15 protein-coding genes are annotated in these 22075 nt (G+C 35.0%); 6 read left to right on the plus strand and 9 right to left on the minus strand.

Translation table 11 applies throughout. The features are described from left to right. Window positions 1-32: 32 nt before the first annotated feature. Together OLM53_RS07190 and OLM53_RS07195 are read left to right on the plus strand one after the other, a co-directional pair. A complete protein-coding gene (locus OLM53_RS07190; protein WP_264522352.1) occupies window positions 33-566 on the plus strand; it encodes a DUF4136 domain-containing protein in 534 nt (177 codons plus the stop codon). Between the two features lie 368 nt (window positions 567-934). Beyond that, window positions 935-2692, plus strand: a complete 1758-nt coding sequence (locus OLM53_RS07195; RefSeq protein WP_264522432.1) for an aromatic amino acid hydroxylase — start codon at window positions 935-937, stop codon at window positions 2690-2692. Window positions 2693-2826: 134 nt separating this feature from the next. Here the strand turns inward: OLM53_RS07195 and OLM53_RS07200 are convergent, their stop codons facing one another. The 8 genes from OLM53_RS07200 to OLM53_RS07235 all read right to left on the minus strand — a co-directional run bounded on the left by OLM53_RS07200 (window position 2827) and on the right by OLM53_RS07235 (window position 15093). Next, the gene (locus OLM53_RS07200; protein WP_264522353.1) at window positions 2827-5457 is read right to left on the minus strand and encodes a T9SS type A sorting domain-containing protein; all 2631 of its coding nucleotides are present in this window, start codon (window positions 5455-5457) and stop codon (window positions 2827-2829) included. An 81-nt stretch (window positions 5458-5538) separates the two neighbouring features. Next, window positions 5539-6996 carry a formylglycine-generating enzyme family protein gene (locus OLM53_RS07205; RefSeq protein WP_264522354.1) on the minus strand — a complete coding sequence of 486 codons (1458 nt, stop codon included), beginning with the start codon at window positions 6994-6996 and terminating at the stop codon, window positions 5539-5541. A gap of 103 nt (window positions 6997-7099) precedes the next feature. Then, a complete protein-coding gene (locus tag OLM53_RS07210; RefSeq protein ID WP_264522355.1) occupies window positions 7100-8869 on the minus strand; it encodes a T9SS type A sorting domain-containing protein in 1770 nt (589 codons plus the stop codon). Between the two features lie 90 nt (window positions 8870-8959). Next, window positions 8960-9607 (minus strand): response regulator, encoded by a 648-nt coding sequence (locus OLM53_RS07215; protein WP_264522356.1) that lies wholly within the window; start codon window positions 9605-9607, stop codon window positions 8960-8962. Between the two features lie 248 nt (window positions 9608-9855). Further along, window positions 9856-11763, minus strand: coding sequence for an ATP-binding protein (locus OLM53_RS07220; RefSeq protein WP_264522357.1), 1908 nt, complete (start codon window positions 11761-11763; stop codon window positions 9856-9858). A gap of 3 nt (window positions 11764-11766) precedes the next feature. Then, a complete protein-coding gene (locus OLM53_RS07225; RefSeq protein WP_264522358.1) occupies window positions 11767-13668 on the minus strand; it encodes a sensor histidine kinase in 1902 nt (633 codons plus the stop codon). Between the two features lie 45 nt (window positions 13669-13713). Further along, window positions 13714-13989, minus strand: coding sequence for a hypothetical protein (locus OLM53_RS07230; RefSeq protein ID WP_264522359.1), 276 nt, complete (start codon window positions 13987-13989; stop codon window positions 13714-13716). Between the two features lie 162 nt (window positions 13990-14151). Next, a complete protein-coding gene (locus OLM53_RS07235; protein ID WP_264522360.1) occupies window positions 14152-15093 on the minus strand; it encodes a GSCFA domain-containing protein in 942 nt (313 codons plus the stop codon). A 120-nt stretch (window positions 15094-15213) separates the two neighbouring features. Here OLM53_RS07235 and OLM53_RS07240 point away from each other — a divergent pair, with 120 nt between their 5' ends. Continuing rightward, window positions 15214-16965 carry an ABC transporter ATP-binding protein gene (locus OLM53_RS07240; RefSeq protein WP_264522361.1) on the plus strand — a complete coding sequence of 584 codons (1752 nt, stop codon included), beginning with the start codon at window positions 15214-15216 and terminating at the stop codon, window positions 16963-16965. A gap of 317 nt (window positions 16966-17282) precedes the next feature. Here the strand turns inward: OLM53_RS07240 and alaS are convergent, their stop codons facing one another. Then, on the minus strand, window positions 17283-19910 hold the full coding sequence (gene alaS / locus OLM53_RS07245) for an alanine--tRNA ligase (RefSeq protein WP_264522362.1): 2628 nt from the start codon (window positions 19908-19910) through the stop codon (window positions 17283-17285). A 235-nt stretch (window positions 19911-20145) separates the two neighbouring features. Between alaS and OLM53_RS07250 the strand changes: the two genes are divergently transcribed. Genes OLM53_RS07250 through OLM53_RS07260 form a run of 3 tightly spaced genes read left to right on the plus strand, consistent with a single transcriptional unit; the run spans window position 20146 to window position 22072 of the window. Beyond that, complete coding sequence (locus OLM53_RS07250) at window positions 20146-21126, plus strand: peptidoglycan DD-metalloendopeptidase family protein (RefSeq protein ID WP_264522363.1); 981 nt, start codon at window positions 20146-20148, stop codon at window positions 21124-21126. Further along, entirely contained in the window at window positions 21126-21458 is a 333-nt protein-coding gene (locus OLM53_RS07255) for a MerR family transcriptional regulator (protein WP_264522364.1), read from the plus strand. The genes OLM53_RS07250 and OLM53_RS07255 overlap by 1 nt, the downstream gene beginning before the upstream one ends. A gap of 20 nt (window positions 21459-21478) precedes the next feature. Continuing rightward, window positions 21479-22072, plus strand: coding sequence for a LemA family protein (locus OLM53_RS07260; protein WP_264522365.1), 594 nt, complete (start codon window positions 21479-21481; stop codon window positions 22070-22072). Window positions 22073-22075: the final 3 nt, after the last annotated feature.

A 22075-nucleotide genomic window follows, 5' to 3' on the forward strand; every position in this document is an offset into this window, starting at 1 on the left:
TTTGAACTAGAAATCTTTAATTAAAAATAACTATGAAAACACTAAAATTTTTACCGCTCCTCCTTCTCTTTGCTCTAGCTTCCTGTGATGCTATCAAAGTGAATTCTGATTATGATAAAAAAGTAGATTTTGCCCAATACAAGACTTTTGCCTTTTACAAAAACGGCATAGATAAAGTTGAAATATCTGATTTAGATAAGAAACGAATCTTACGCTCTGTTGATGAAGCCTTAACCGCTAAAGGATTTACTAAAAGTGAAACTCCAGATTTATTAGTGAATATATTCACTAAAGAACGCGAACAAGTAGATGTTAACCATTTCAATGCAGGATGGGGTTACGGATGGGGATATGGTTGGAACCCCTACTTTTGGGGAGGAAATACTTCTGTTTCAAGATATACTGAAGGAACTTTGTACATTGATTTAATTGACGCCAAGAAAAAAGAATTAATCTGGCAAGGTGATGGCGAAGGGGTTTTAACAAAAGACACCAACAAAAAAGACGAAAAAATAAAAGAATTTGTAACCAAAATATTGGAACAATATCCACCACAGAAAAAGTAGGCAGTCAACAATAGTTGGCAGAGAAAAAACAGAAACCGTAACAATCTAGTTGCGGTTTTTTTTGTTGCTTAACAAACCTGAAAAAGTAAATCAGTTGATAAAAATTGTGACAGTTTTAAATCAAAAAAATATTTTGCCACAAGACTGTGACAATTTCAAAACAGAAAAATTTTTTATCACAAGGTTGTGACAAAAAAAATATTTTAAAAAATATTGTCACAATAAATATTTTCGAAAATTTCTAATTAAAAAAACAAATTAGTCTTTGAAATAAGATTGCGAAGATACAGTTGGCTTTTTTTATGATATTTATCATTCTCCTTTCCATTAAGATTAGTAAATTTACCATCACAACAATTTTAGATTTTATGGAAGCACCGTTTGAAAGCAACCCTTTGATTGACCGATTACCAGAGCATTTAAAGCAATTTATCAAGCCACAAGATTATGCAGATTACACTCCAATTAACCAAGCGGTTTGGCGTTATGTGATGCGTAAAAATGTGGATTATCTTTCAAAAGTAGCACACAGTTCCTATCTAGACGGTTTGAAAAAAACAGGTTTGGAAGTGGATAGTATTCCGAATATGTATGGTATGAACCGTATTCTTAAAGAAATTGGTTGGGCCGCTGTTGCTGTCGATGGATTCATTCCACCAAACGCATTTATGGAATTTCAAGCCTATAATGTGTTGGTTATTGCTTCCGATATTCGTCAATTAGAGCATATTGAATATACTCCGGCTCCCGATATCATTCATGAAGGTGCTGGTCATGCTCCCATAATTGCCAATCCAGAATATGCTGAATATTTGCGTCGCTTTGGTGAAATTGGGTGCAAAGCTATTTCTTCCTCTCGTGATTATGAAATGTATGAAGCCATTCGATTATTATCAATATTAAAAGAAGCTGAAGATACTCCAGAAGAAGAGATTAAAAAAGCAGAAGACCAAGTGGAATTTTTACAAAATAACATGGGAGAGCTTTCTGAAATGTCTCGCATTAGAAATTTACATTGGTGGACTGTAGAATATGGTTTAATTGGAACAGTAGATAATCCTAAAATATACGGCGCTGGATTGCTATCCTCTATTGGGGAAAGTGCTTGGTGCATGACAGATGAAGTAAAAAAAATACCCTATGATATTTCGGCTGCCGACCAAAGTTTTGATATTACAAAACCACAACCTCAGCTTTATGTCACTCCTGATTTTGCTCATTTAAGTTTGGTTTTAGAAGAATTTGCCAATACTATGGCACTTAGAACAGGCGGATTATCTGGCATTAAAAAACTAATCCATTCAAACGCTTTAGGAACAATAGAATTAAGCACTGGAATTCAAATTTCAGGTTTATTTACTAATGTTATTGAACATGAAGGAAAACCTGTTTATGTTCAAACCACTGGAAAAACGGCATTATCCTACCGTGAAAAAGAATTGGTGGGTCACGGAACACAATATCATGCGGAAGGTTTTGGTTCACCCATCGGGAAATTAAAAGGCATCAACTTAGCTATTGAAGACATGAGCCCAAGAGATTTGCGCGCTTATGATATTTATGAGGCAGAATCGGTAACCCTTGAGTTTGAAGGCAACATTACTGTTACTGGAGAAATCATCACGGGTTCAAGAAATTTACAAGGAGAAATTATTGTCATCAGTTTTAAAAATTGTACCGTAACGCATAATGAAACTATATTATTCCAACCAGAATGGGGCGTTTATGATATGGCTGTGGGTAAAAAAGTAATTGCTGCTTTTTCGGGCCCAGCCGATGTGAATAGTTTTGATATGGTTAATCATGTACCTTCAACTCATACTATCAAAGCAAAAAAATCGCTTGAACGTGAAGAATTAGAAGGGTTATATAAATCCGTTAGAACTATTCGAGAAGGAAACCAAAACAAGGAATTATTACCAAACATCTTCACTAAATTAAAATCAAGTCATCCAAACGATTGGTTATTATCGGTTGAAATTGTTGAGATCTTAAAAGACAAAAATGAACCAAAATTATTAGAAGAAGTACTAATTCATCTTGAAAACGTAAAACAAAAACGTCCTGAAATTGCTCATTTAATCTCCGGCGGATTGGATTTGATTTTTAAAAAGGAGTTAGTTTAATACACTTAGCCATTTTAAATTACTAAATATAACAAACCCTGTTTCTTAATTGAGGCAGGGTTTGTTGTTTACTTTCAATAAAAAAACCATCCCGAAAAATCGAGATGGTTTAAAAAAAATAAAAAAATTACTAACTACTTTTTGATCACCTTGACTGTCTTAAATAAGTCAGCAGCAGAAACCTTTATCAAATAAGTTCCACTAGCAAAACGAGACATATCAATTTGAATTTCATTGGTGCTATTTTCAACAGACAATACTTGTTGTCCAATTATGTTAAACACTTCTACTTTAGAAATTGAATCATTGTATGAAATATTCAAAAGATCTATCGTTGGGTTTGGATATACTTTTAAGGCCTTCATTTCAAATTCATCATTACCCAAGCAAGCCCCCGTTGTCATCGTAACTGCAGTTCTAACAGTACTTTCACAACCAGATATAGTTTGAGAAGCATAATAAGTAGTTCCCGAAACTATAGGTGTGTTATTAGGAATAACTGTTCCTCCAGTTGCAGCCGTATGCCAAATGATACTTGGTCCAGATGGAATCACTGCAATTAACCCAACTGTTTCTGCATTACAAAATGTTTGAGTTGCATTTGCAATTGGTGGTGCTGTTACGTTAATGGTTGCTGTAATGGCAGTCCTTGCACTTGATAAACAAGTCCCATTAGCTGCTTCAACATAATAAGTAGTAGTTGACGCTAAACTTGGTGTTACAAAACTTGTTCCCGTTGCTATAGCACTTCCTCCTGTTGCTGCAGTAAACCAACTTATAGTTCCTGAATCTGCAGCACTTGTTAGTGTTACACTTCCAGCCCCACATCTGCTGTTTGAACCTGCTACTGTTATGCTTGGTGTTGGAATATAAGTATACGTTACTGGAACTCTTGCTGAAGTACAACTACCAGTTGAAGCTTCGGCATAAAAAGTATAGGATCCTCCACTTACAGGAAGACTTGTTCCCGTATAAAAAGCAGATCCTCCAGTGGCTACACTATACCAATAAACAGTTCCAGCACTCGCTATTGCAGTCAAAGTCCCTCCCCCTTGGCCACAAATGGTCGCCCCAGTGGTAGAAGTAATAGATGGCGTTGTATTTATCGTAGCAACAACAGCTGTTCTTGTTGAAGTACAAGTTCCGTTTACCGACTCAGCATAGAAAGTTGTAGTCGATGAGATACTTGGTGTGGTAAAACTTGTTCCAGTTCCAAGAGCCGTACCCCCTGATGCATTGGCAAACCAACTAATAGTTCCAGCACTTGCTGAAGCTGATAACACAACTGTTCCTGAATCACAACGACTACCCGCTGTTCCTGTTACCGTTGGAGTAGCATTGACTGTGGCAATTACTGGAGTTCTCACGGAAGTACAAGTGGCATTAGAAGCAGCCACATAATAAGTTGTGGTCCCTGTTAAACTTGGTGTAGTAAAACTGGTTCCAGTTCCTAAACTTGAACCACCCGATGCTGCTGAATACCAATTTAAAGTTCCAGAATTGGCTACCGCTCCTAAGGTCACCGTACCGCTATCGCAACGAGTTGCTGGCGTAGTGGCAGTAACTATTGGGGTTGTATTAACCGTTGCAATTACTGGAGTCCTTGGTGAAATACAACTTCCCGTAGAAGCTTCTACATAATAAGTTGTAGTACTACTAATAGATGGTGTTCCAAAATTATTTGTTGTAGCTAATGCTGCACCTCCTGTTGCATTAGCATACCAAATAGTATTTCCTGCACTTGAAGTGGCATTTAAAGTTACAGAACCCGCATCACAACGACTACCCGGAGTAGTTGATGTAATTGTTGGCGTTGTATTAACCGTTGCAACCACAGCTGTTCTTGCTGAATTACAACTTCCATTAGCCGTTTCCACATAATAAGTAGTGGTAGTACTAATACTTGGTGTGGTAAAACTAGTTCCCGTTCCTAAAGCGGAACCGCCTGTTGCAGCAGCATACCAACTCAATGTTCCAGCCGATGCTGTAGCTCCTAATGTTACTGTTCCTGTATCACAACGGCTAGCAGGAGTAGTAGTCGTAACCGTAGGATATGCAGTAACCGTTATCATATTGGTAACTGCTTTAGTATCTAGACCATTAAAATTAGCTGCTTGTAAAGTTACCGTATACGTCCCTACCGTATTGTAAACTACCGTTGGGTTTTGAACTGTTGAGCTATTTGGCGTTCCACCTGGTAAAGTCCATGTCCAAGCTCCTGGAATATTTGTAGACGTATCTGTAAACGTTACCGATTGTCCTACACAAATTGATGTAGCAGAAGCTGTAAAGTTAGCAAATGGCGGTAATGTTGGACAAATTGGAGCTGTTTTATCCAAAGAATAGCCATCACCTTGTCCTCCGAAATAAGCATAGAATTGTGGTGGAAAACCGCATGTTGTATTGCTTATTGTTTCTAGAGCTGATCCGTCATTACTTCCCCCAAAATAGGCAAAGAAAGAGGGTGGTGTACCACATGCAGCAGGATTAAAAGCATCTGTTGCTGATGTATCTCCACTTCCTCCTATATAAGCATAGAAAGAGGCTGGTGTACCGCAAATTGTATTCATCATTGTATCGACACTCGACCCATCATTACTTCCTCCAAAATAAGCATAAAATTGTGCTGGATTTGGACAAGAAGTATTACTCAATGTTTCGCTAGAAAACCCATCGGAGTTTCCTCCTGAATATTGAGCATAAATGGATATATGTGCTAATAAGAATGTTAAGAATACAACTATTTTATATTTAGTTGTTTTCATCTAATTTGATTTTTTAAAATTGTTTATAATTCATTTTAAAATACAATAGAAGGTTTTCTATGTATTTATCAAATCAGATAATTATCTAACACCGCGACCACCAAATGAATATTGTCTTGCAGCATCAGCTGTTGTTGATACTGCTCTGTTAGATGTTTGTTCGTAACCGCTTGGTCCATAATCATTCCATGACCCTCCTTTATAACCTGTACCTAAAGCTGTTGTTGGTGATGGCCAAGTAGCTTGGTTGGCTAATCCAAGAGCAGTAATTGTTCCGTCACCAAGGGTTCCATTGAATGCTGAACCTGATGCATTACCAAGAGACACTACTCTTTCCCATACATTTCCAGCCATTTCCATAACACCATAGTATCCTGCTCCTGATGAAGCTCTTCCCGAACTTCCAGTGGCAAATATTCCGCATCTTAACGGCCCATAACCTACATTTGATGAATTTAATCCATAAGCACACAATCCATTTAAAACACTAGCATAAGACTCATTAGGCTGCAAATTATTTGATGTTACACCGTTGTTAACAGCATTAATAGTAGTACTTCCCCAAACATATTCATTGGCTATACGACCTACTGGTCCACGGCTTATTTTTTCATATTCCATTTCAGTCATAGGACGTAACGCTGCCCAATCTAAATAAGCAGTCAAATCATTCCAAGACAAATTATTCATTGCTATATTTTGTCCATCATTGGTGTTGTTTTCTACACCTGCAGTAGCATCACAAGCAAAAACAGCTGGAATAGCATTGTTGTTTCCTGGCGTTAAAATTCTAATTCCATTTCTGTAATAGTAAGCTGCAAACATGGCATAAGTTCCTGCAACACTAACTGGATCATTTACAACGTGCGCTGCTTGTTGGTCATAGGTTAATGAATTTAAGAAATCAACATATTGCTCTTGAGAGATTTCATATTTCATGCAGTATAAAGAATTATATCCCATTGGAAAAGTAGCTGGTGCAGCTACCGCAGCACCTCCGATAGTAGCTGCAGATAAACCACTAGATTGAGAAGTGGCAGTTACACTGATACTATTAAAAGTAGAAGTAGCAGCACCATCTCCTAAATCATAAGCCGCTTGTGGTACATTTACCATTTCTATTCCAAAAACTTTATAGTTATAAGTTCCTGCTGGAATTGTCATTTTTAAAGTAATAGAAGTAGCTCCAATATTTCCACCACCTAAAGCACTTCTGCGGATGAATACACCACGTCCGTCAGTTACTGTATCCACTTGTAATGGAGAACCTGCAGTATGATCAGCTGAAACGGTACTCAATCCTGCGTGTGCCCAAATTCTTGTATTACAATCTTGATATTTAACAAATACCCAAACGGCATCCCAATTCGCCGGAGCCACATTGGCATTCCAACTGTTTTCCCAGGAAATATCGAAAGTAATATTAGAACCCGATACTGAAGTTCCTGTAATCGTTAAGTTGTTTGCTTTAGCTGTAAAGCCAAAAACTAAAAACAGTATTGCTACTGCCAATTTTGAAAAATAATTTTTTGTTTTCATTGTCTTGATTTTTAAAAGTTATAAGACAAATGTAGCCTACCACTATATGTAAAAAAATACGACAACTGTCGTATTTTTAAGCTATTATAATATGTATTCTTGACTATTCTTTGATAATCTTTTTAGTTGCTACTACTCCATTTTCTAGATAAATTTTACTGAAATAAATACCCGAAGTAAAGACTGACAAATCAATAGTTTCTGAATTCGAATTTTGTGTTAAAATTTCATTTCCTAACATGTCATAAATAGCAATTTTAGTTATTAAACTAGTTGCTTTAATATTTAAAACCCCTTTTGTTGGATTTGGATAAAAGGATATGTTTTTTTCTAACTCAAATTGTGTTGCCGAAAGTGCTGGTTGAGTAAACGAAGCTAGAAAACCTCCTGCACCTGTAACAGTTGCTGCTGATTTACTAAAGCCTGTATCAGTAGAACCCGAAACAGTAATTTTACCTGATTGACTCACAGCAATCGAATAGCCCCATTCAAGACCTGTCCCACCAACTTTTGTTGCCCAAACAAAATTACCATTAGTATCTAGTTTAGAAATATAAGCATCAACATTACTGGGGGTTACTAATGAAGTTCCACTACTAGGATCAAAATCATAGGTTCCGTTATAAATCCCTCCTGTGGTATAAATACTTCCTGCTGCATCTAATGTCATTCCCGTGCCATACGATTGTGCATTTATCGCTGTGGTTATACTTGCGGTGCTTTTTACCCAAATAAAATTAGCAGAAGCATCGATCTTTAATACAAAAGGTCCTGATGTTGAACTTAAATAAGCTGTGTTAGTTCCAAAATCAAAATCGGTTAAGGCACTTGTATTCCCTGACATATAACCAGAAACAATTATGTTATTAGAACCATCAACTACCAAAGATGGCAAAAATTGTAAATTATGATCTCCTATAAGATTGTATGCCCAAACAAAATTTCCTGAAGCATCTAATTTAGAAACATACAAAACATTGGAAGCACTTAAAACGGGATTATCGCTCGTATATCCAACCAAATTATGTATTCCTGTTCCTGGGTCTGCATCGATACCGCCCCAAAAATATCCAACTGAATATACATTCCCTGAAGTATCAAGGTCTAAAGCATATCCTTTATCAACTTTGCTTCCGGTAGTAGTACTATTGTTTTGCAAGGCTTTTGCCCAAACTAAATTTCCAGAACTATTCAGCTTAAGTATAAATATTTCTGTACTTAAGGATGTTGTTCCAGAGGTTAGATTAAAAACTGCGCTACCTGGATCAAAATCGACCGTCCCATTATATCCCCCTGTAGCATATACATTTCCAGAAGTATCTACTTTTATCGATTGTATAGTGTCTAAATCATAAGAGGTGTTAGCTGGATTGTTAAACTGTGCGTTCCAAATATGATTCCCATTTGAATCTAATTTTAGAATATACATTACATAATGACTTGTAGGGTTTGTCACATTTACAATAGTTGCACCAGGATCAAAATCTAAATTTCCGAAGCCAACAATTTTATCAGTACTACCTGATATGTAGATATTATCTAATGAATCAATTGCAATTGCTGTTGCAGAAGTTATCGCATAATTAGTAGGCCCACCTATCTCTTTTGCCCAAATAAAATTACCTGAAGAATCTAATTTAAGTATATACATACTATTAGAAAAACTGCTCATAGTAAAAACCCCTGATCCTGGATCAAAATCACGGGCAGTACCGTCGTAGGTTCCAACGGAATAGATATTTCCTTGAGAATCCGTTGCAATGGTGTGGTTGTTATAGCCACCAGTTGGCAGTCCAGAAGTCCAATTTTGAACCACTTGTGCGTGAGCATAAACAACCCAAAAAAGGGATAATAATAGTAATAGTTTTTTCATAATATATTTTTTAAGTTTTATGTAAATGTGATGAGTTTGAAGTCAAAAAAAAATACGCTAAATAGCGTATTTTTTAAAACTGTGATTTTTTTAAATCAAATTATTATTTCTAGCCTTTTGAATCGCTTCGAGCTTGTTATGAACTTGTAGTTTGTTATAGATATTCTCAATATGCTTTCTAACGGTTCCTGAAGACAGGAAGAGATTATCGGCAATTACATTATAATTTAATCCTTTGCTTAGTTGTTCTAAAACCTCCACTTCTCTTGTGGTTAATTTGATATCCTCATCGGGTTTCAATTCAAAATTTACTGGATTTCTTAGTAGCTTTAAGGTTTTCAAAGCTATAGATGGGTTCATAGCAGCTCCTCCATTTAAGGTTTCTATAATCCCTTGGTAAAGATCTTTTGGGTTTACTTCTTTTAACAAATACCCATCGGCTCCTGCTTTTATGGCATTGAAAATATTTTCATCATTATCAAAAACCGTCAGCATGATGATTTTGATTTGAGGGTATTTGGATTTGATAATTTTTGTGGCTTCAATTCCGTTGCATTCTGGCATTTCGATATCCATCAAAATTAAATCGATGTTTTTGTTTTTTTCTAATTTTTGCTGCAAATCATTTCCTTCGATAGCCGTAAACTTTAATACCAAATCTTCAAAAAAAGAGAGTTTTTCGGCAATGGCTTTTTGCAGAAAAACATTATCGTCCACTATGGCTATTCTTACTGACATTTTTGCTATTTAAATTAAAACTCTTCTATTTCATTACCGTGAAGTTATACAATATAATGATTTAAAAAAAGTCCTTCCCAAACTAAGTTGATATTGCTTGACTAATGCTTAGTTTGAAAAGGACAACAATAAAAAACAAAAGCTGTTTTAAATCATAATAATCAATACCACTTGACCTTACAAATATGGCTAGATAGTAGCAGGAATAAAATACGGCAAATGTCGTATTCTAATAATTTGACCCGTTCTTAAGAAATTTTATTTGGAAATCTGATAGTTATTTCTGTTCCTTCGTTTGAACTTGTTTTGATATTTAAGGTACCATTACAATCGGCAATTCTTTTTTTCATATTGTTGATTCCGTTGCCCAATTCCACTTCTTTGTCTTCAAATCCTTTTCCATCATCGCTAATCACGATTACAATATCATTATCTTGATGTTGTATTGCGATATTGATATTTTGGGCCTCTGCATATTTGATACTGTTATTGACCGCTTCTTGAATAGTTCTGTAAATATTCATTCCTTCAATAGAGGTGAATTTTGAATCTTTTAGACTCTCTTCTATAGTAAAAGTAAAGATGATACTCTGTTTGGCCTCTTTTGCTTTTTCGACGAAATTATGAATGCGAGATTGTAAATCTTCAAAAGTGATTTCGCTATTATTCATGGCCCAAATGGTGTCCCGAAGTTCAATAATAGTGGACTTAGCAAAATTACTAATACTAGAAAGTTTCGCATCGAGTTTGGAATTTTGAAGTTCAAAAGCATATTTTATGTTATCAACGGAGGAGATTATAAAGGTTAGTTGGGAACCAATATTATCATGCAAATCTCTTGAAATTTGGAGTCTTTGTTCCTGTAATTTGTTTTGCGTTTCTATTTTGTCAATAGCCGATTTAAGTTGATATTCTTGCTCCTGTTGTTTATTTTTGAGTTTTTGCTGACGGTAGACTAAGAATCCGATTAATCCAATAAATAAAGCTACTGAAGAAACCATTAGCAATTGATTTCTTGTGTTTTTAATTTGAATTTCTTTTTGAAGTAACAGCTTCTCTTTTTTGGCGGTTTCGTATTTGGTTTTAATTTCTTCAACAGCTTTTAGATTCTCTATATTTAACAAAGTATCTTTAGCTTTCATAAATAACTTATGATAATCATAAGCTTTTTTATAGTCCTTTCTACCGGCATAAATGAGCGAATAAATTTCATAAATTTCTTTTAACTCTTCTTTGCTTTCTGCTTTTATGGCTAAGGCAAATCCTTTTTTAAGATAGCTTTCCGCTTTATCATACTGCTTCATATCTACATAAAGTGTAGCAATATTTTCATATTGAAAAATGATATTGTTTTGGTCATTAATTTTCACCTTCAAATCCAAAGCATGTAATAAATAACCCAATCCTTTTAGTGTGTCTTTTTCATCTTCGACATATACAGCACCGATGTTGTTATAGAGTTTGGCAAGCGTAATAGTATCTGTACCGACATAAGACAATGCTTTTGTATAATTGCTTATTGTGTTTTTGGAATCGTATTTTTCATAGTAACAGTTGCCAATATTGGTGTAAGTATCGGCTACATCTTGCTTTTTATTGAGTTTCAAAAAAACGTTAAGTGATTTGGTATACCATTGTAAAGCAACATCAATCTTTTCCTGATTAAAGAAAACAAGACCAATGTTTTTACCCAAAGTGGCAGCCTCATATTCCAAACCATTTTTTTGAGCCAACTCCATTCCCCCAGTATAAATTTGCATGGCTATTTTTAAATCGCCTTTTAAAAAATAAATATTGCCTTTATTGAGCGTTGACAAAACAGTTCCTCTGTTGTTATTGTCTTTTTTGTAGTATGCTATGGATTGGTCAATGGCAGTGAGTGCTTTCGTTTTGTCTAGTTGATTGAGATAAATATCAGAAGCAATACGGCGGCTAAAACCAAGAAGCGAATATTCGGATTTTTTTTGAAGTATCGGATTCAAAGAATCTAATGTTTTTAGCGCTTTAGTTTCATCCTTGGTAAAAGTATCATCCAAGTTTTTCAGGATTTTAAATACCTTTTTGTGTTCGGGTGTTTGTGTTTTTTGAGCGAAACCAAATTGCGAAATACAACACAATAGTATCAGCCAGCTTTTAATACTTTTTTTATTTTTCATCCACTATTTTTTAGGCAAAAGCAGTATAATTTCGGTTCCATTAACATCACTTTGAATGGTGAAATTACCACCTATCTCCGTAATTCGTTTTTGCATATTGGTTAATCCGTATCCTTCTTCTACATTGTTTTTATCGAATCCTTTTCCATCATCCTGCAATGTAATTTGAATGTTATCGCCTTCTTTTCTCACTTGAATAGAAATATTTTTGGCTTCCGCATACTTCAAGCTGTTATTGATAGCCTCTTGAATAGTTCTGTAAATATTCATTCCTTCAATTGAAGTGAATTTTAACTCTTTCAAAGTAGTTTCGATAAAAAAATTAAAGTGGATATCCTGCTTTACCTCTTTGGCTTTATCAATAAAATTATGAATTCGGGTTTGCAAATCTTCAAAGGATATTTCACTATGATTCATAGCCCATATCGTATCACGAAGCTCAATAATAGTGGATTTAGCAAAACTACTAATACTAGAAAGTTTGTTATCAAGTTTTGAATTTTGAAGTTCAAAAGCATATTTTATATTATCAACAGAAGATATTATGAAGGTCAGTTGTGAGCCAATATTGTCATGTAAATCTCTTGAGATTTGGATACGTTGCTCTTGCAATTTGTTTTGCGTTTCTATTTTGGCAATAGCCGATTTCAGTTGGAACTCCTGTTCTTGTTGTTTGTTTTTTAATCTTTGTTGACGATACACCAAGAAAATGATAATCAAAAGACCCAACCCAATAATTGACATGATGATGAATTGAGTGTTTTTCCTTTTAATTTGAAAGTTACGCTCTGCAATTTCAGCTTTAGATTGTAAAAGTTGTTTTTCTTTTTTCTCATTTTGGTATTTGGCTTCTAACTCTGAAAACTGTTTTGCTCTATCAACATCAAAAACAGAGTCCCTTAATTTGATATAATCCGCTTGGTCCTGAACTGTTTTTTCGAGATTATTTCTTTTTTTATTAAATAGAGAACGAGCCATATATAAATCTCTCAATTTCTCTGCGTTCATGCTTTTTTTTGCTGCGTCCTCTGCTATGGCAAACATTTTATCTGCTTTGGCAAAATCATCAGTTTCATAGGCAATTCTGGCTAAGTTGGTATAATTAGTAGCCAGATCATAATAATAACTCGCATCTTTTTTCCCTCCCTCGTTTTTAAAATTGACTTCATTAATGGCGACCGATGATTTTATCCAACGTTCTGCTTGTTTGTATTTTTTTTGCTTTAACAGGGTATTCCCAATATTATTGTATGTATTCCCAATACTAAGAGTATCGACTCCTTTAATGTATTTGAACACTTTATAATGATAGTATAAAGCACTATCGGGTTTGTTCCAATCATCAAAATTAATGGCAATTACATTTAAAGCTCCAGCAATATTAATCCATGGCTTTTTGTCTAATTTTTTAGCTTTTGCTAAGGCCACCTTTCCATATTCAACCCCTTTTTTATAATCTTCAAAATCATGATAAGCATTTGAAATCGCCGTTGGAAAATATTGAATCCACATTTTGTAATTTTCTTTTTCGGCTATTTTGGTTCCTTCAAAGAACATCTCAATTTCTTTATCGTACTTCCCTTGTTTGTGGTATGTTTTCCCTAAGTTATTTAGAGTGTAAATTAACTTGTTAAAATCTTTGAGTTCCTTAAATTTCTTCAAGGCTATATTCCCATAATAAATAGCACTGTCTGGTATATTGTAGTCGGTGCAACGGGCATTTTTACAGAAATAATATTCCGCTTCATCAGCGGGTGTTTTACAATTTCTTTTGGCTATTTTGAAATAGTAATCGGAAGAGTCTTGAGACTTAAATGCCTTAAGCAATGTTTTTTGAACGTCTTGTGCATTCCCAAAAACAAAGCTAAAAAGAGAGCAATATAAATAAAGTAGTGTTCTTTTCATTTAATCCTTTTGTATTATAAATATAGTAAAAAATAACAAACACACTTATTTGCTAGAATGTATCTCTTGGAACAACTGATAATTTAAATCAAATATTTCTTTGTTTAGAGTAGCATTTACCTCCTTCATTTTAATTTTTAAATCGTTGTTCAATTGCACTTTAAGGCTTTGTTCCTTTTGCTCTTTGCTTAGTTGCAGTAAAAACGCTTCCAAAACGCCAATCTGTTGCTTAAATAGTTTATTGCTTTGACTGAATTGGATTAGGAGATAAACAATCACAAGCGAAAGTAATACGATGATAAAAAGCAGTAGGTAAATCATATTCAATTGATTTTGTTGGCAAATAGTTTTTTCAAAGTTATTGATACTACAAATTTGCTTTCAAAAACAGTTTTATACAATACGACAATTGTCGTATTTACTATGATTTTGAGTTTTGAATCTAAAGTTTTGGGAAATTATAGCGCTATATTTTATAAAAAATTAAAATACAATTTGCGGAAAATCTTGCTGTAGCTGCTTTATTTTTAATTGCAGGTTTTGCAAAAACTTTTGGTGGCTGGCTGAATCGGGATTGAAAGATCGGTGAGATAAGGCCTTTTGAATACTACTGACTTCTTCCATAGTAGCAAAACAGGATTCTAAGATATAATTTTCATAAAAACGGTTCCAGATATACTCTATTGCCATTTTACTTGGATGAAGCATGTCTTCTGTATAAAAACGATAATCTCTAAGTTCATCCATCATGATTTCATAGCTAGGAAAATAATGGTGAATTATAAATTGCGAATTATGAATTGCTATTATCAAATGTGCTTTACTTCTTTGATTCTCCACGAAGCCATCCTTAAGGTGTCGCACTGGTGAAATAGTAAAAATGAAGACGCACTTTGGATTTATTTTTTGAATTAAATCAATAGTATTCTGAATGGATTGCTCTATGATTGCAACAGAAAGTATTTCTTTGTCAAATTGACTTTGCGGCACTTTATGACAATTAGCTACAATCTTTTTAGAGGATTTATTTCGGTAAACCCACGAAGTTCCGTAAGTAATTATAATGTGTGTAGCTTGAGTAATCTGATGATATGTTGCTTCAAGAACTTGATTTAGATTTTGAAGTAGTGTTTCTTTATTAGGATGACTCCACTCGGAATGCACTTCAAAAGAATGCCATAAATCGTTATGAAAGAAAATGTCGTCCTCAGTGAATTTTTGTTGATGGACCACTCTTGAAATTATAGTTTCAATAGAAACAGGATTAAAAATAATCCCAAACGGATTGACCTCATTTTGAAATTTAAAATAACTTAACTTCTCTCCCATATTTTCGGCAAAACAAGAACCCAAAGACAAGATTTTAGAATCATAATCTATAGGATTACTTGATTTGGTAATGGGTATTTTAGTGGTGAAGTTCATTTTTCAAAAATACAAAATGATTTTTAACCATACCTCTCTATCGAATTATAAAGTAATACAATTCAAACCACACCACACTGCCTTTTTATTTTCTACTTTTGGCATTCAAAATTATACTTCATGAAACTACTATACGCTTATCTTAAAAAACACAAACTATTGCTTTTTTTCGCCCTCTTAATGGCCGCTATAAATATCTGTTTCAGTTTGTCCGACTCTGTTATTACGGGTAAATTGATGCAGGATTGTGGTGTAGGTATTGCCAAATACAAAGGACAGGAACTGAACTTTATTAAATCGGTTTCCTTTTGGCTTGGTCTTTCTTTAGGAGCCGCTATGATATCCCGAATTACCAAAAACTTTCAAGATTATTTTACCAATATTGTTATTCAGAGAACGGGTGCCCAAATGTACACTGACGGTATCAAAAAATCGCTGGATTTACCTTTTGAAGAATTTGAAGACCAACGTAGTGGTGAAACCTTAAGCAAATTAACTAAGGTTCGTTTAGATTCAGAAAAGCTAATCACGTTGTCTATTTCGTTGATATTTCAAACAGTCATCGGATTTGTTTTTGTGATTGTTTACGTTTCCCGAATTGATTATAGAATCTCGGTTATCTTTTTAATTACAGCTCCTATTATTGCAATCATAAGCTCTTATTTGGGTAAAAAAATCAAAATAGTTTCCCGAAAAATTGTAACACAGACAAACGCTTTGGCGGGTTCAACCACCGAAAGTTTGCGCAATATTGAGTTGGTAAAAAGTTTGGGATTGACTTATCAAGAGGAAAAACGTTTGAACTTAAATACTTTTAAAATTCTGCAACTCGAATTACAGAAAATTCGTTTCATCCGAAGTTTGAGTTTTATTCAGGGCACTACCGTTCATTTTCTTAGAACATGTGTGGTGTTTACGCTTTATTATTTCTTGTTTGGCAACAAAATTATTGTGGGTGATTTATTGACCATGGTATTCTTTACCTTCTTTATTTTCGGGCCTTTACAAGAGTTAGGTTCGTTTATCATTGCGTTGAATGAAACCAAAGTCTCTATGGAGAATTTCAAAGAATTGTTAAATGCCCCAAAAGAATTTCGCCCAAAAGAGGCTAAAAATGTGGGAGCCATTCAAACCTTACAGTTCTCGAATGTGAGTTTCAAACATAAAACCGCTAAATATCCTGCCGTTGAGCATATTACTTTTGATATAAAGCAAGGTGAAACGGTGGCTTTTGTGGGTCCGTCTGGAGCTGGAAAAACGACTTTGGTAAAACTCTTGGTAGGATTGTATCCACCAGCAATAGGTCATGTAAAATACAACTCCATTGATTCTACCGAAATAGATTTATTGGATTTGAGAAAGCAACTTGGATTTGTAACTCAGGATGCCCAATTATTCTCGGGAACGATTAGAGAAAACTTATTGTTTGTTAAACCATCGGCAACCGACGAAGAATTGCTGAATGTATTGCATAGAGCCAGTTGTGACAAATTATTAGAACGTGCTGAAGACGGCTTAAACTCTACTATCGGAGAAGGCGGAATTAAAGTATCCGGCGGAGAAAAGCAACGTTTATCTATTGCCAGAGCCATTTTGAGGAATCCGAACTTATTGATTTTTGACGAAGCGACCTCAGCCTTAGATTCGATTACCGAAGAGGAAATCAATGCCACTATCCGAAACATTTCAGATAAAAACAGAATCACTGTTTTAATTGCCCACCGATTATCCACCGTAATGCATGCTGATAAGATTTTTGTACTAGAACAAGGCAGAATTATAGAACAAGGCAGACATGAAGCTTTATTAGAAGAAAAAGGCTTGTATTACGCCATGTGGCGTCAGCAGATTGGGGAACGTAAAAAAGAATAACAACTAAAAAAACCTTTCAAATGAAAGGTTTTTTTAGTATTATAAATCATTTATTTAAATAGAAATCTATACAGCTAAATCAGGGCGGTATTACGCTTTTTTATGCTGTTTTGATTCGGAGCAAGTCCATACCTAGTCCATAGCAAGTCCATAGCAAGTCCATAGATTTGTTCTTTTTTATGGACTTGCTATGGACTTGCATTGCATTCGCTATTTACTGGGACAAAACAAGAACCCATAAAAAACCCTTTCAACGTTAAACATTGAAAGGGATTTTGTTTAATATATAATTTGAAATGAATCGTTTACTGAGTTAATTACTTCAAAAAATCAATTGCTTTGGCTAAAGCTTCTTTAATTCCAGCGACGTTTTTTCCTCCGGCTGTTGCAAAGAATGCTTGACCACCTCCGCCACCTTGAATGTATTTCCCAAGTTCTCGAACTACGGTTCCAGCGTTTAAGTTTTTCTCGGCAACTAATTCTTTAGAAATATAACAGCTTAACATTGGTTTGTCGTCTTCAGATGTTGCAATCACTAAGAATAAATTTGTTCCTAACGTACCTAGTTCATAAGCTAAATCTTTGGCCCCTTCTGGATTCAAATCGACTTGTGTTGCTAGGAATTTCATTCCGTTGACATCCTGCAATTGCGAAGCTAATTCACCTTTTAATCCTTTGGCTTTTTGTTTAAGTAACTGCTCAATTTGTTTTCTTAATTTGGCATTATCATCTTGCAATGAAACCACTGCTTTTAATGTATCTTGTGGATTTTTAAGGGTTTCTTTTATAGCATCCAAATCGCTTTCTTGCTGTGCAAAATAGTCTTTTACAGCATCTCCAGTTATAGCTTCTACACGTCTTATTCCTGCCGCTACAGCTCCTTCAGAAACTATTTTGAAATGCCAGATTTCGCCCGTGTTTTTTACGTGTATTCCACCACACAATTCTTTGCTATCTCCAAACTCAATCATACGAACATTGTCTCCATATTTTTCGCCAAACAAAGCCATCGCACCTTGTGCCATCGCTTGTTGAATTGGAATACTTCTATGTTCTACTAATTGCAATTGCTCTTCAATTCGGGCGTTAACAAAATCTTCAACTTTTCTGATTTCTTCATCCGTAACTTTGGCAAAATGGGAAAAGTCAAAACGCAAATGATTGGGATTCACCAATGACCCTTTTTGCTCCACGTGAGTTCCTAAAATGGTTCTCAACCCCAAATGCATCAAGTGTGTAGCCGAATGATTTTTAGACGTTGATGTTCTTAAATCGGTGTTGACTTTAGCCACAAAACTAGCTTCAATATTTTCTGGAAGCTGTTTGGCAAAATGCAAAATCAAATTATTTTCTTTCTTTGTGTCAATGATATCAATGGTTTCGTTTGCCGAAACTAAAGTTCCTTTATCACCAACCTGTCCTCCACCCTCTGGATAGAAAGGTGTGTTGTCTAAAACAATTTGGTATAAAACACCTTTATCATTTTTAATCCTTCTGAATCGGGAAATCTTAACCTCATTTTCCGTTTTATCATAACCAACGAAAGTTTCGACATTGCCATCAATAAGCACCATCCAGTCATCTCTTTCTACCAGCACTCTCCCTCTTCTCCTTTGATCTTCAAGTTCTTTATTAAATTCTTCTTTATTAAAAGTAAATCCTCTTTCGCGTAAAATCAATTCCGTTAAATCTTCCGGAAAACCGAAAGTATCCTTTAATTCAAAAACCTTTACTCCGGAAACTTCATTGCCTTTTGTTTTGGACACAACTGTATCCAACAATTGCAACCCTTGCTCTAAAGTTCTTAAAAATGAAGCTTCTTCTTCTCGGATTACATTGGTCACTAATTGCTGTTGTGATTTGATTTCAGGAAAGAATTCGCCCATTTGATTGGCAAGAACCTCCACCAATTTGTTAATGAAAGGTTCTTTCGTATTCAAAAAAGTAAATCCGTAACGAATGGCACGACGAAGAATTCTTCGAATGACATAACCTGCTCCGGTATTTGATGGCAACTGTCCGTCAGCAATAGCAAACGCTACTGCACGAACGTGATCTACAATTACACGAATAGCGATGTTGGTTTTATTCTGTTCTTCACTTATATTTTTGACTTCATTAGAAGTATATTTTAATCCTGTGATTTCTTCTACTTTTTGGATAAGCGGAGTAAACACATCGGTATCATAATTAGAAGTTACGTTTTGCATAGCCATACACAAACGCTCGAATCCCATTCCGGTATCCACGTGTTGGGCTGGCAGTTTTTCTAAGGAACCATCTGCTTTACGGTTGAATTCCATAAATACATTATTCCAAATTTCAACTACTTGAGGATGGTCAGCATTAACTAGGCTTCTCCCTGAAACTGAAGCTCTTTCGGCATCAGTTCTTAAATCGATATGGATTTCGGAGCATGGACCGCACGGCCCTTGATCTCCCATTTCCCAAAAGTTGTCTTTTTTATTCCCCAGAATGATTCGGTCTTCTGGAACGTATTGTTTCCAAATATCCCATGCTTCTTGGTCAAAAGGTACATTCTCCTTTGGATTCCCTTCGAAAACAGAAACGTACAAACGGTCTTTGTCTAGTTTCAACACTTCCGTTAAAAATTCCCAAGCCCAGTCTAAAGCTTCTTTTTTGAAATAATCGCCAAACGACCAGTTGCCCAACATTTCGAACATGGTGTGATGGTAAGTATCAAATCCTACATCTTCCAAGTCATTATGTTTTCCTGAAACTCGGAGACATTTTTGTGTATCGGCTATTCTTGGGCTTTTAGGAGTTCCGTTGCCTAAGAAGTATTCTTTGAATTGTGCCATCCCGGAGTTGTTAAACATCAAGGTTGGATCGTCTTTTAAAACGATAGGCGCAGAGGGAACGATTAAGTGTCCTTTGGATTCGAAGAATTGTAAAAACTGTTTACGAATGTCTTGTGATTTCATTTTAGATAGTTAGACTGTTAGATCTTTAGATTATTAAATTTAGAAAAAATGGTTTCCCAATTAGCCCTGATAGGAGCAACTACCTTGTAGTGCGTATAGCAGGAAAATGGATAACAAAAATGCCCGATCCTTTCGCTCCTAAAATAAATTTAGGGATTGACTGAAACATTTGTTAAATTTGTTCGTATAACCATTGTTTTCTTAAAACAAGCACAAAAATAGTATAAAATAAAAGATGGCGAAAAAAGTAAAGTATTATTTCGATACCGAAAGTTTAGCTTACCGAAAAATCAAACCTAAACTGTCCAAAAAACTAGGATATGCTGGGTTGTTTTTATTAGCCTCTGGGCTGTTTGGTTTTCTTTGTTTTGTGGCTTTATTAAATACTTCCCTTTTAGAAACTCCCAAAGACCGTTTGCAAGCTCGTGAAATTGAAACCATGAAATTGCGTTATGCCATTTTGAATAAAAAAATGGATCAAGTAGACGAAGTTTTAGCCGATGTGGAGGATAGAGATAATAACATTTACCGAGCTTATTTTAATACTTCTCCTATTCCGGCGGAACAACGCAAGGCTGGTTTTGGGGGTGTGAACCGATATAAAGAATTAGAAGGCTATAACAATTCGGAATTAGTCATCAATACTTCTAAACGAGTGGATGTTATTTCAAAAGAGTTGGCTATACAATCGAAATCACTAGATGAAATTTTGAAATTGGCTAAAGAAAAAAATAAATTATTATCAGCCATTCCAGCTATACAACCTGTAAAAAACGAACAGTTGAAACGCATGGCATCGGGCTTTGGTTATCGTAGTGATCCTTTTACCAAAGTGCGTAAAATGCATGAAGGAATGGATTTTACTTCCCCAACAGGCACCCCTATTTATGCTACTGGTGACGGTATAGTCGTTAGTGCTGACAATTCAAAATCAGGGTATGGGAATCATATTGAAATCAATCATGGCTTTGGATATTTGACTTTATATGGTCATTTAAGCAAATACAAATGCAGAGCTGGACAACGTGTTAAGCGTGGTGATGTCATTGGGTATGTGGGAAGCACTGGAAGAAGTGAGGCACCTCATTTACATTATGAAGTACACAAAGACGGTAAAGTAGTAAATCCGTTGAATTTTTATTATGGAAATATATCGGCTGCAGAATATGTAGTGATCTCCAAAATGGCTAATCAAGAAAATCAATCTCTAGACTAATGCATATAGAACTAAAAGAAGGCAAAAGATATTACAGCATTGGCGAAGTGTCCAAAGCTTTTAATGTGAACACATCGCTAATCCGTTTTTGGGATAAAGAATTTGACATCTTAAAACCCAAGAAAAATGCGAAAGGCAATAGAATGTTTACTCCCGAAGATGTGAAAAATTTACAACTGATTTATCATTTGGTTAAAGAACGTGGCTTTACTCTTGAAGGAGCCAAAACGCATTTGAAAGAAGGCCAAAAGAAAACCTTAGATAAGTTTGAAATCATCAGCAAACTGGAAACAGTAAAAGCACAATTAGTAAATATTAAAAATCAATTATAAATAAATTAAAATAAACAAACATGAACTTTAAAAAATTTTTACCTTGGATTATTGTAGCAGTTGTAGTTATTGGACTTTACAGCTGGGCTAGTGGAATTTATAATAAAGCGGTGACTTTGGAACAAGACGTTAAAGAAAGTTGGGGAAATGTTCAAACTGCTTATCAACGTAGAAATGACCTTATTCCGAATTTAGTAGAAACGGTAAAAGGATATGCCGAACATGAAAAAAGTACATTAACTGCTGTTATCGAAGCTCGTGCTAAAGCTACTTCTGTTACTATTGACCCTAAAAACGTTACTCCAGAACAATTATCTGCTTACAATGCTGCTCAGTCAGGAGTTTCGTCTTCTTTATCAAGATTATTGGTTAGCGTAGAGCAATATCCTAACCTAAAAGCCGATCAAAGCTTTATGAAATTACAAGATGAGTTGGCTAGTACAGAAAACCAAATCTTAACAGCAAGAACTCGTTTTAATGAAGCGGTTAAACCTTATAACAATAACATCAATACTTTCCCAAGAAATATTCTTGCGGGTATGTATGGTCTTAAAGAAAAACCATTTTTCGAAGCTGAAGTTGGCGCTGACAAAGCGGTTAAGGTAAAATTCTAATTG

Source organism: Flavobacterium sp. N1994 (assembly GCF_025947145.1).
Taxonomy (GTDB): Bacteria; Bacteroidota; Bacteroidia; order Flavobacteriales; family Flavobacteriaceae; genus Flavobacterium.

Bases quoted from the DNA above. Each gene is read 5' to 3' on its own strand.
- OLM53_RS07260 (WP_264522365.1), top strand. From the start codon at position 21,479: ATGAACTTTAAAAAATTTTTACCTTGGATTATTGTAGCAGTTGTAGTT.
- OLM53_RS07195 (WP_264522432.1), top strand. From the start codon at position 935: ATGGAAGCACCGTTTGAAAGCAACCCTTTGATTGACCGATTACCAGAG.
- OLM53_RS07235 (WP_264522360.1), bottom strand. From the start codon at position 15,093: ATGAACTTCACCACTAAAATACCCATTACCAAATCAAGTAATCCTATA.
- OLM53_RS07205 (WP_264522354.1), bottom strand. From the start codon at position 6,996: ATGAAAACAAAAAATTATTTTTCAAAATTGGCAGTAGCAATACTGTTT.
- alaS (WP_264522362.1), bottom strand. From the start codon at position 19,910: ATGAAATCACAAGACATTCGTAAACAGTTTTTACAATTCTTCGAATCC.
- OLM53_RS07255 (WP_264522364.1), top strand. From the start codon at position 21,126: ATGCATATAGAACTAAAAGAAGGCAAAAGATATTACAGCATTGGCGAA.
- OLM53_RS07230 (WP_264522359.1), bottom strand. From the start codon at position 13,989: ATGATTTACCTACTGCTTTTTATCATCGTATTACTTTCGCTTGTGATT.
- OLM53_RS07190 (WP_264522352.1), top strand. From the start codon at position 33: ATGAAAACACTAAAATTTTTACCGCTCCTCCTTCTCTTTGCTCTAGCT.
- OLM53_RS07200 (WP_264522353.1), bottom strand. From the start codon at position 5,457: ATGAAAACAACTAAATATAAAATAGTTGTATTCTTAACATTCTTATTA.
- OLM53_RS07225 (WP_264522358.1), bottom strand. From the start codon at position 13,668: ATGAAAAGAACACTACTTTATTTATATTGCTCTCTTTTTAGCTTTGTT.
- OLM53_RS07240 (WP_264522361.1), top strand. From the start codon at position 15,214: ATGAAACTACTATACGCTTATCTTAAAAAACACAAACTATTGCTTTTT.
- OLM53_RS07210 (WP_264522355.1), bottom strand. From the start codon at position 8,869: ATGAAAAAACTATTACTATTATTATCCCTTTTTTGGGTTGTTTATGCT.
- OLM53_RS07215 (WP_264522356.1), bottom strand. From the start codon at position 9,607: ATGTCAGTAAGAATAGCCATAGTGGACGATAATGTTTTTCTGCAAAAA.
- OLM53_RS07220 (WP_264522357.1), bottom strand. From the start codon at position 11,763: ATGAAAAATAAAAAAAGTATTAAAAGCTGGCTGATACTATTGTGTTGT.
- OLM53_RS07250 (WP_264522363.1), top strand. From the start codon at position 20,146: ATGGCGAAAAAAGTAAAGTATTATTTCGATACCGAAAGTTTAGCTTAC.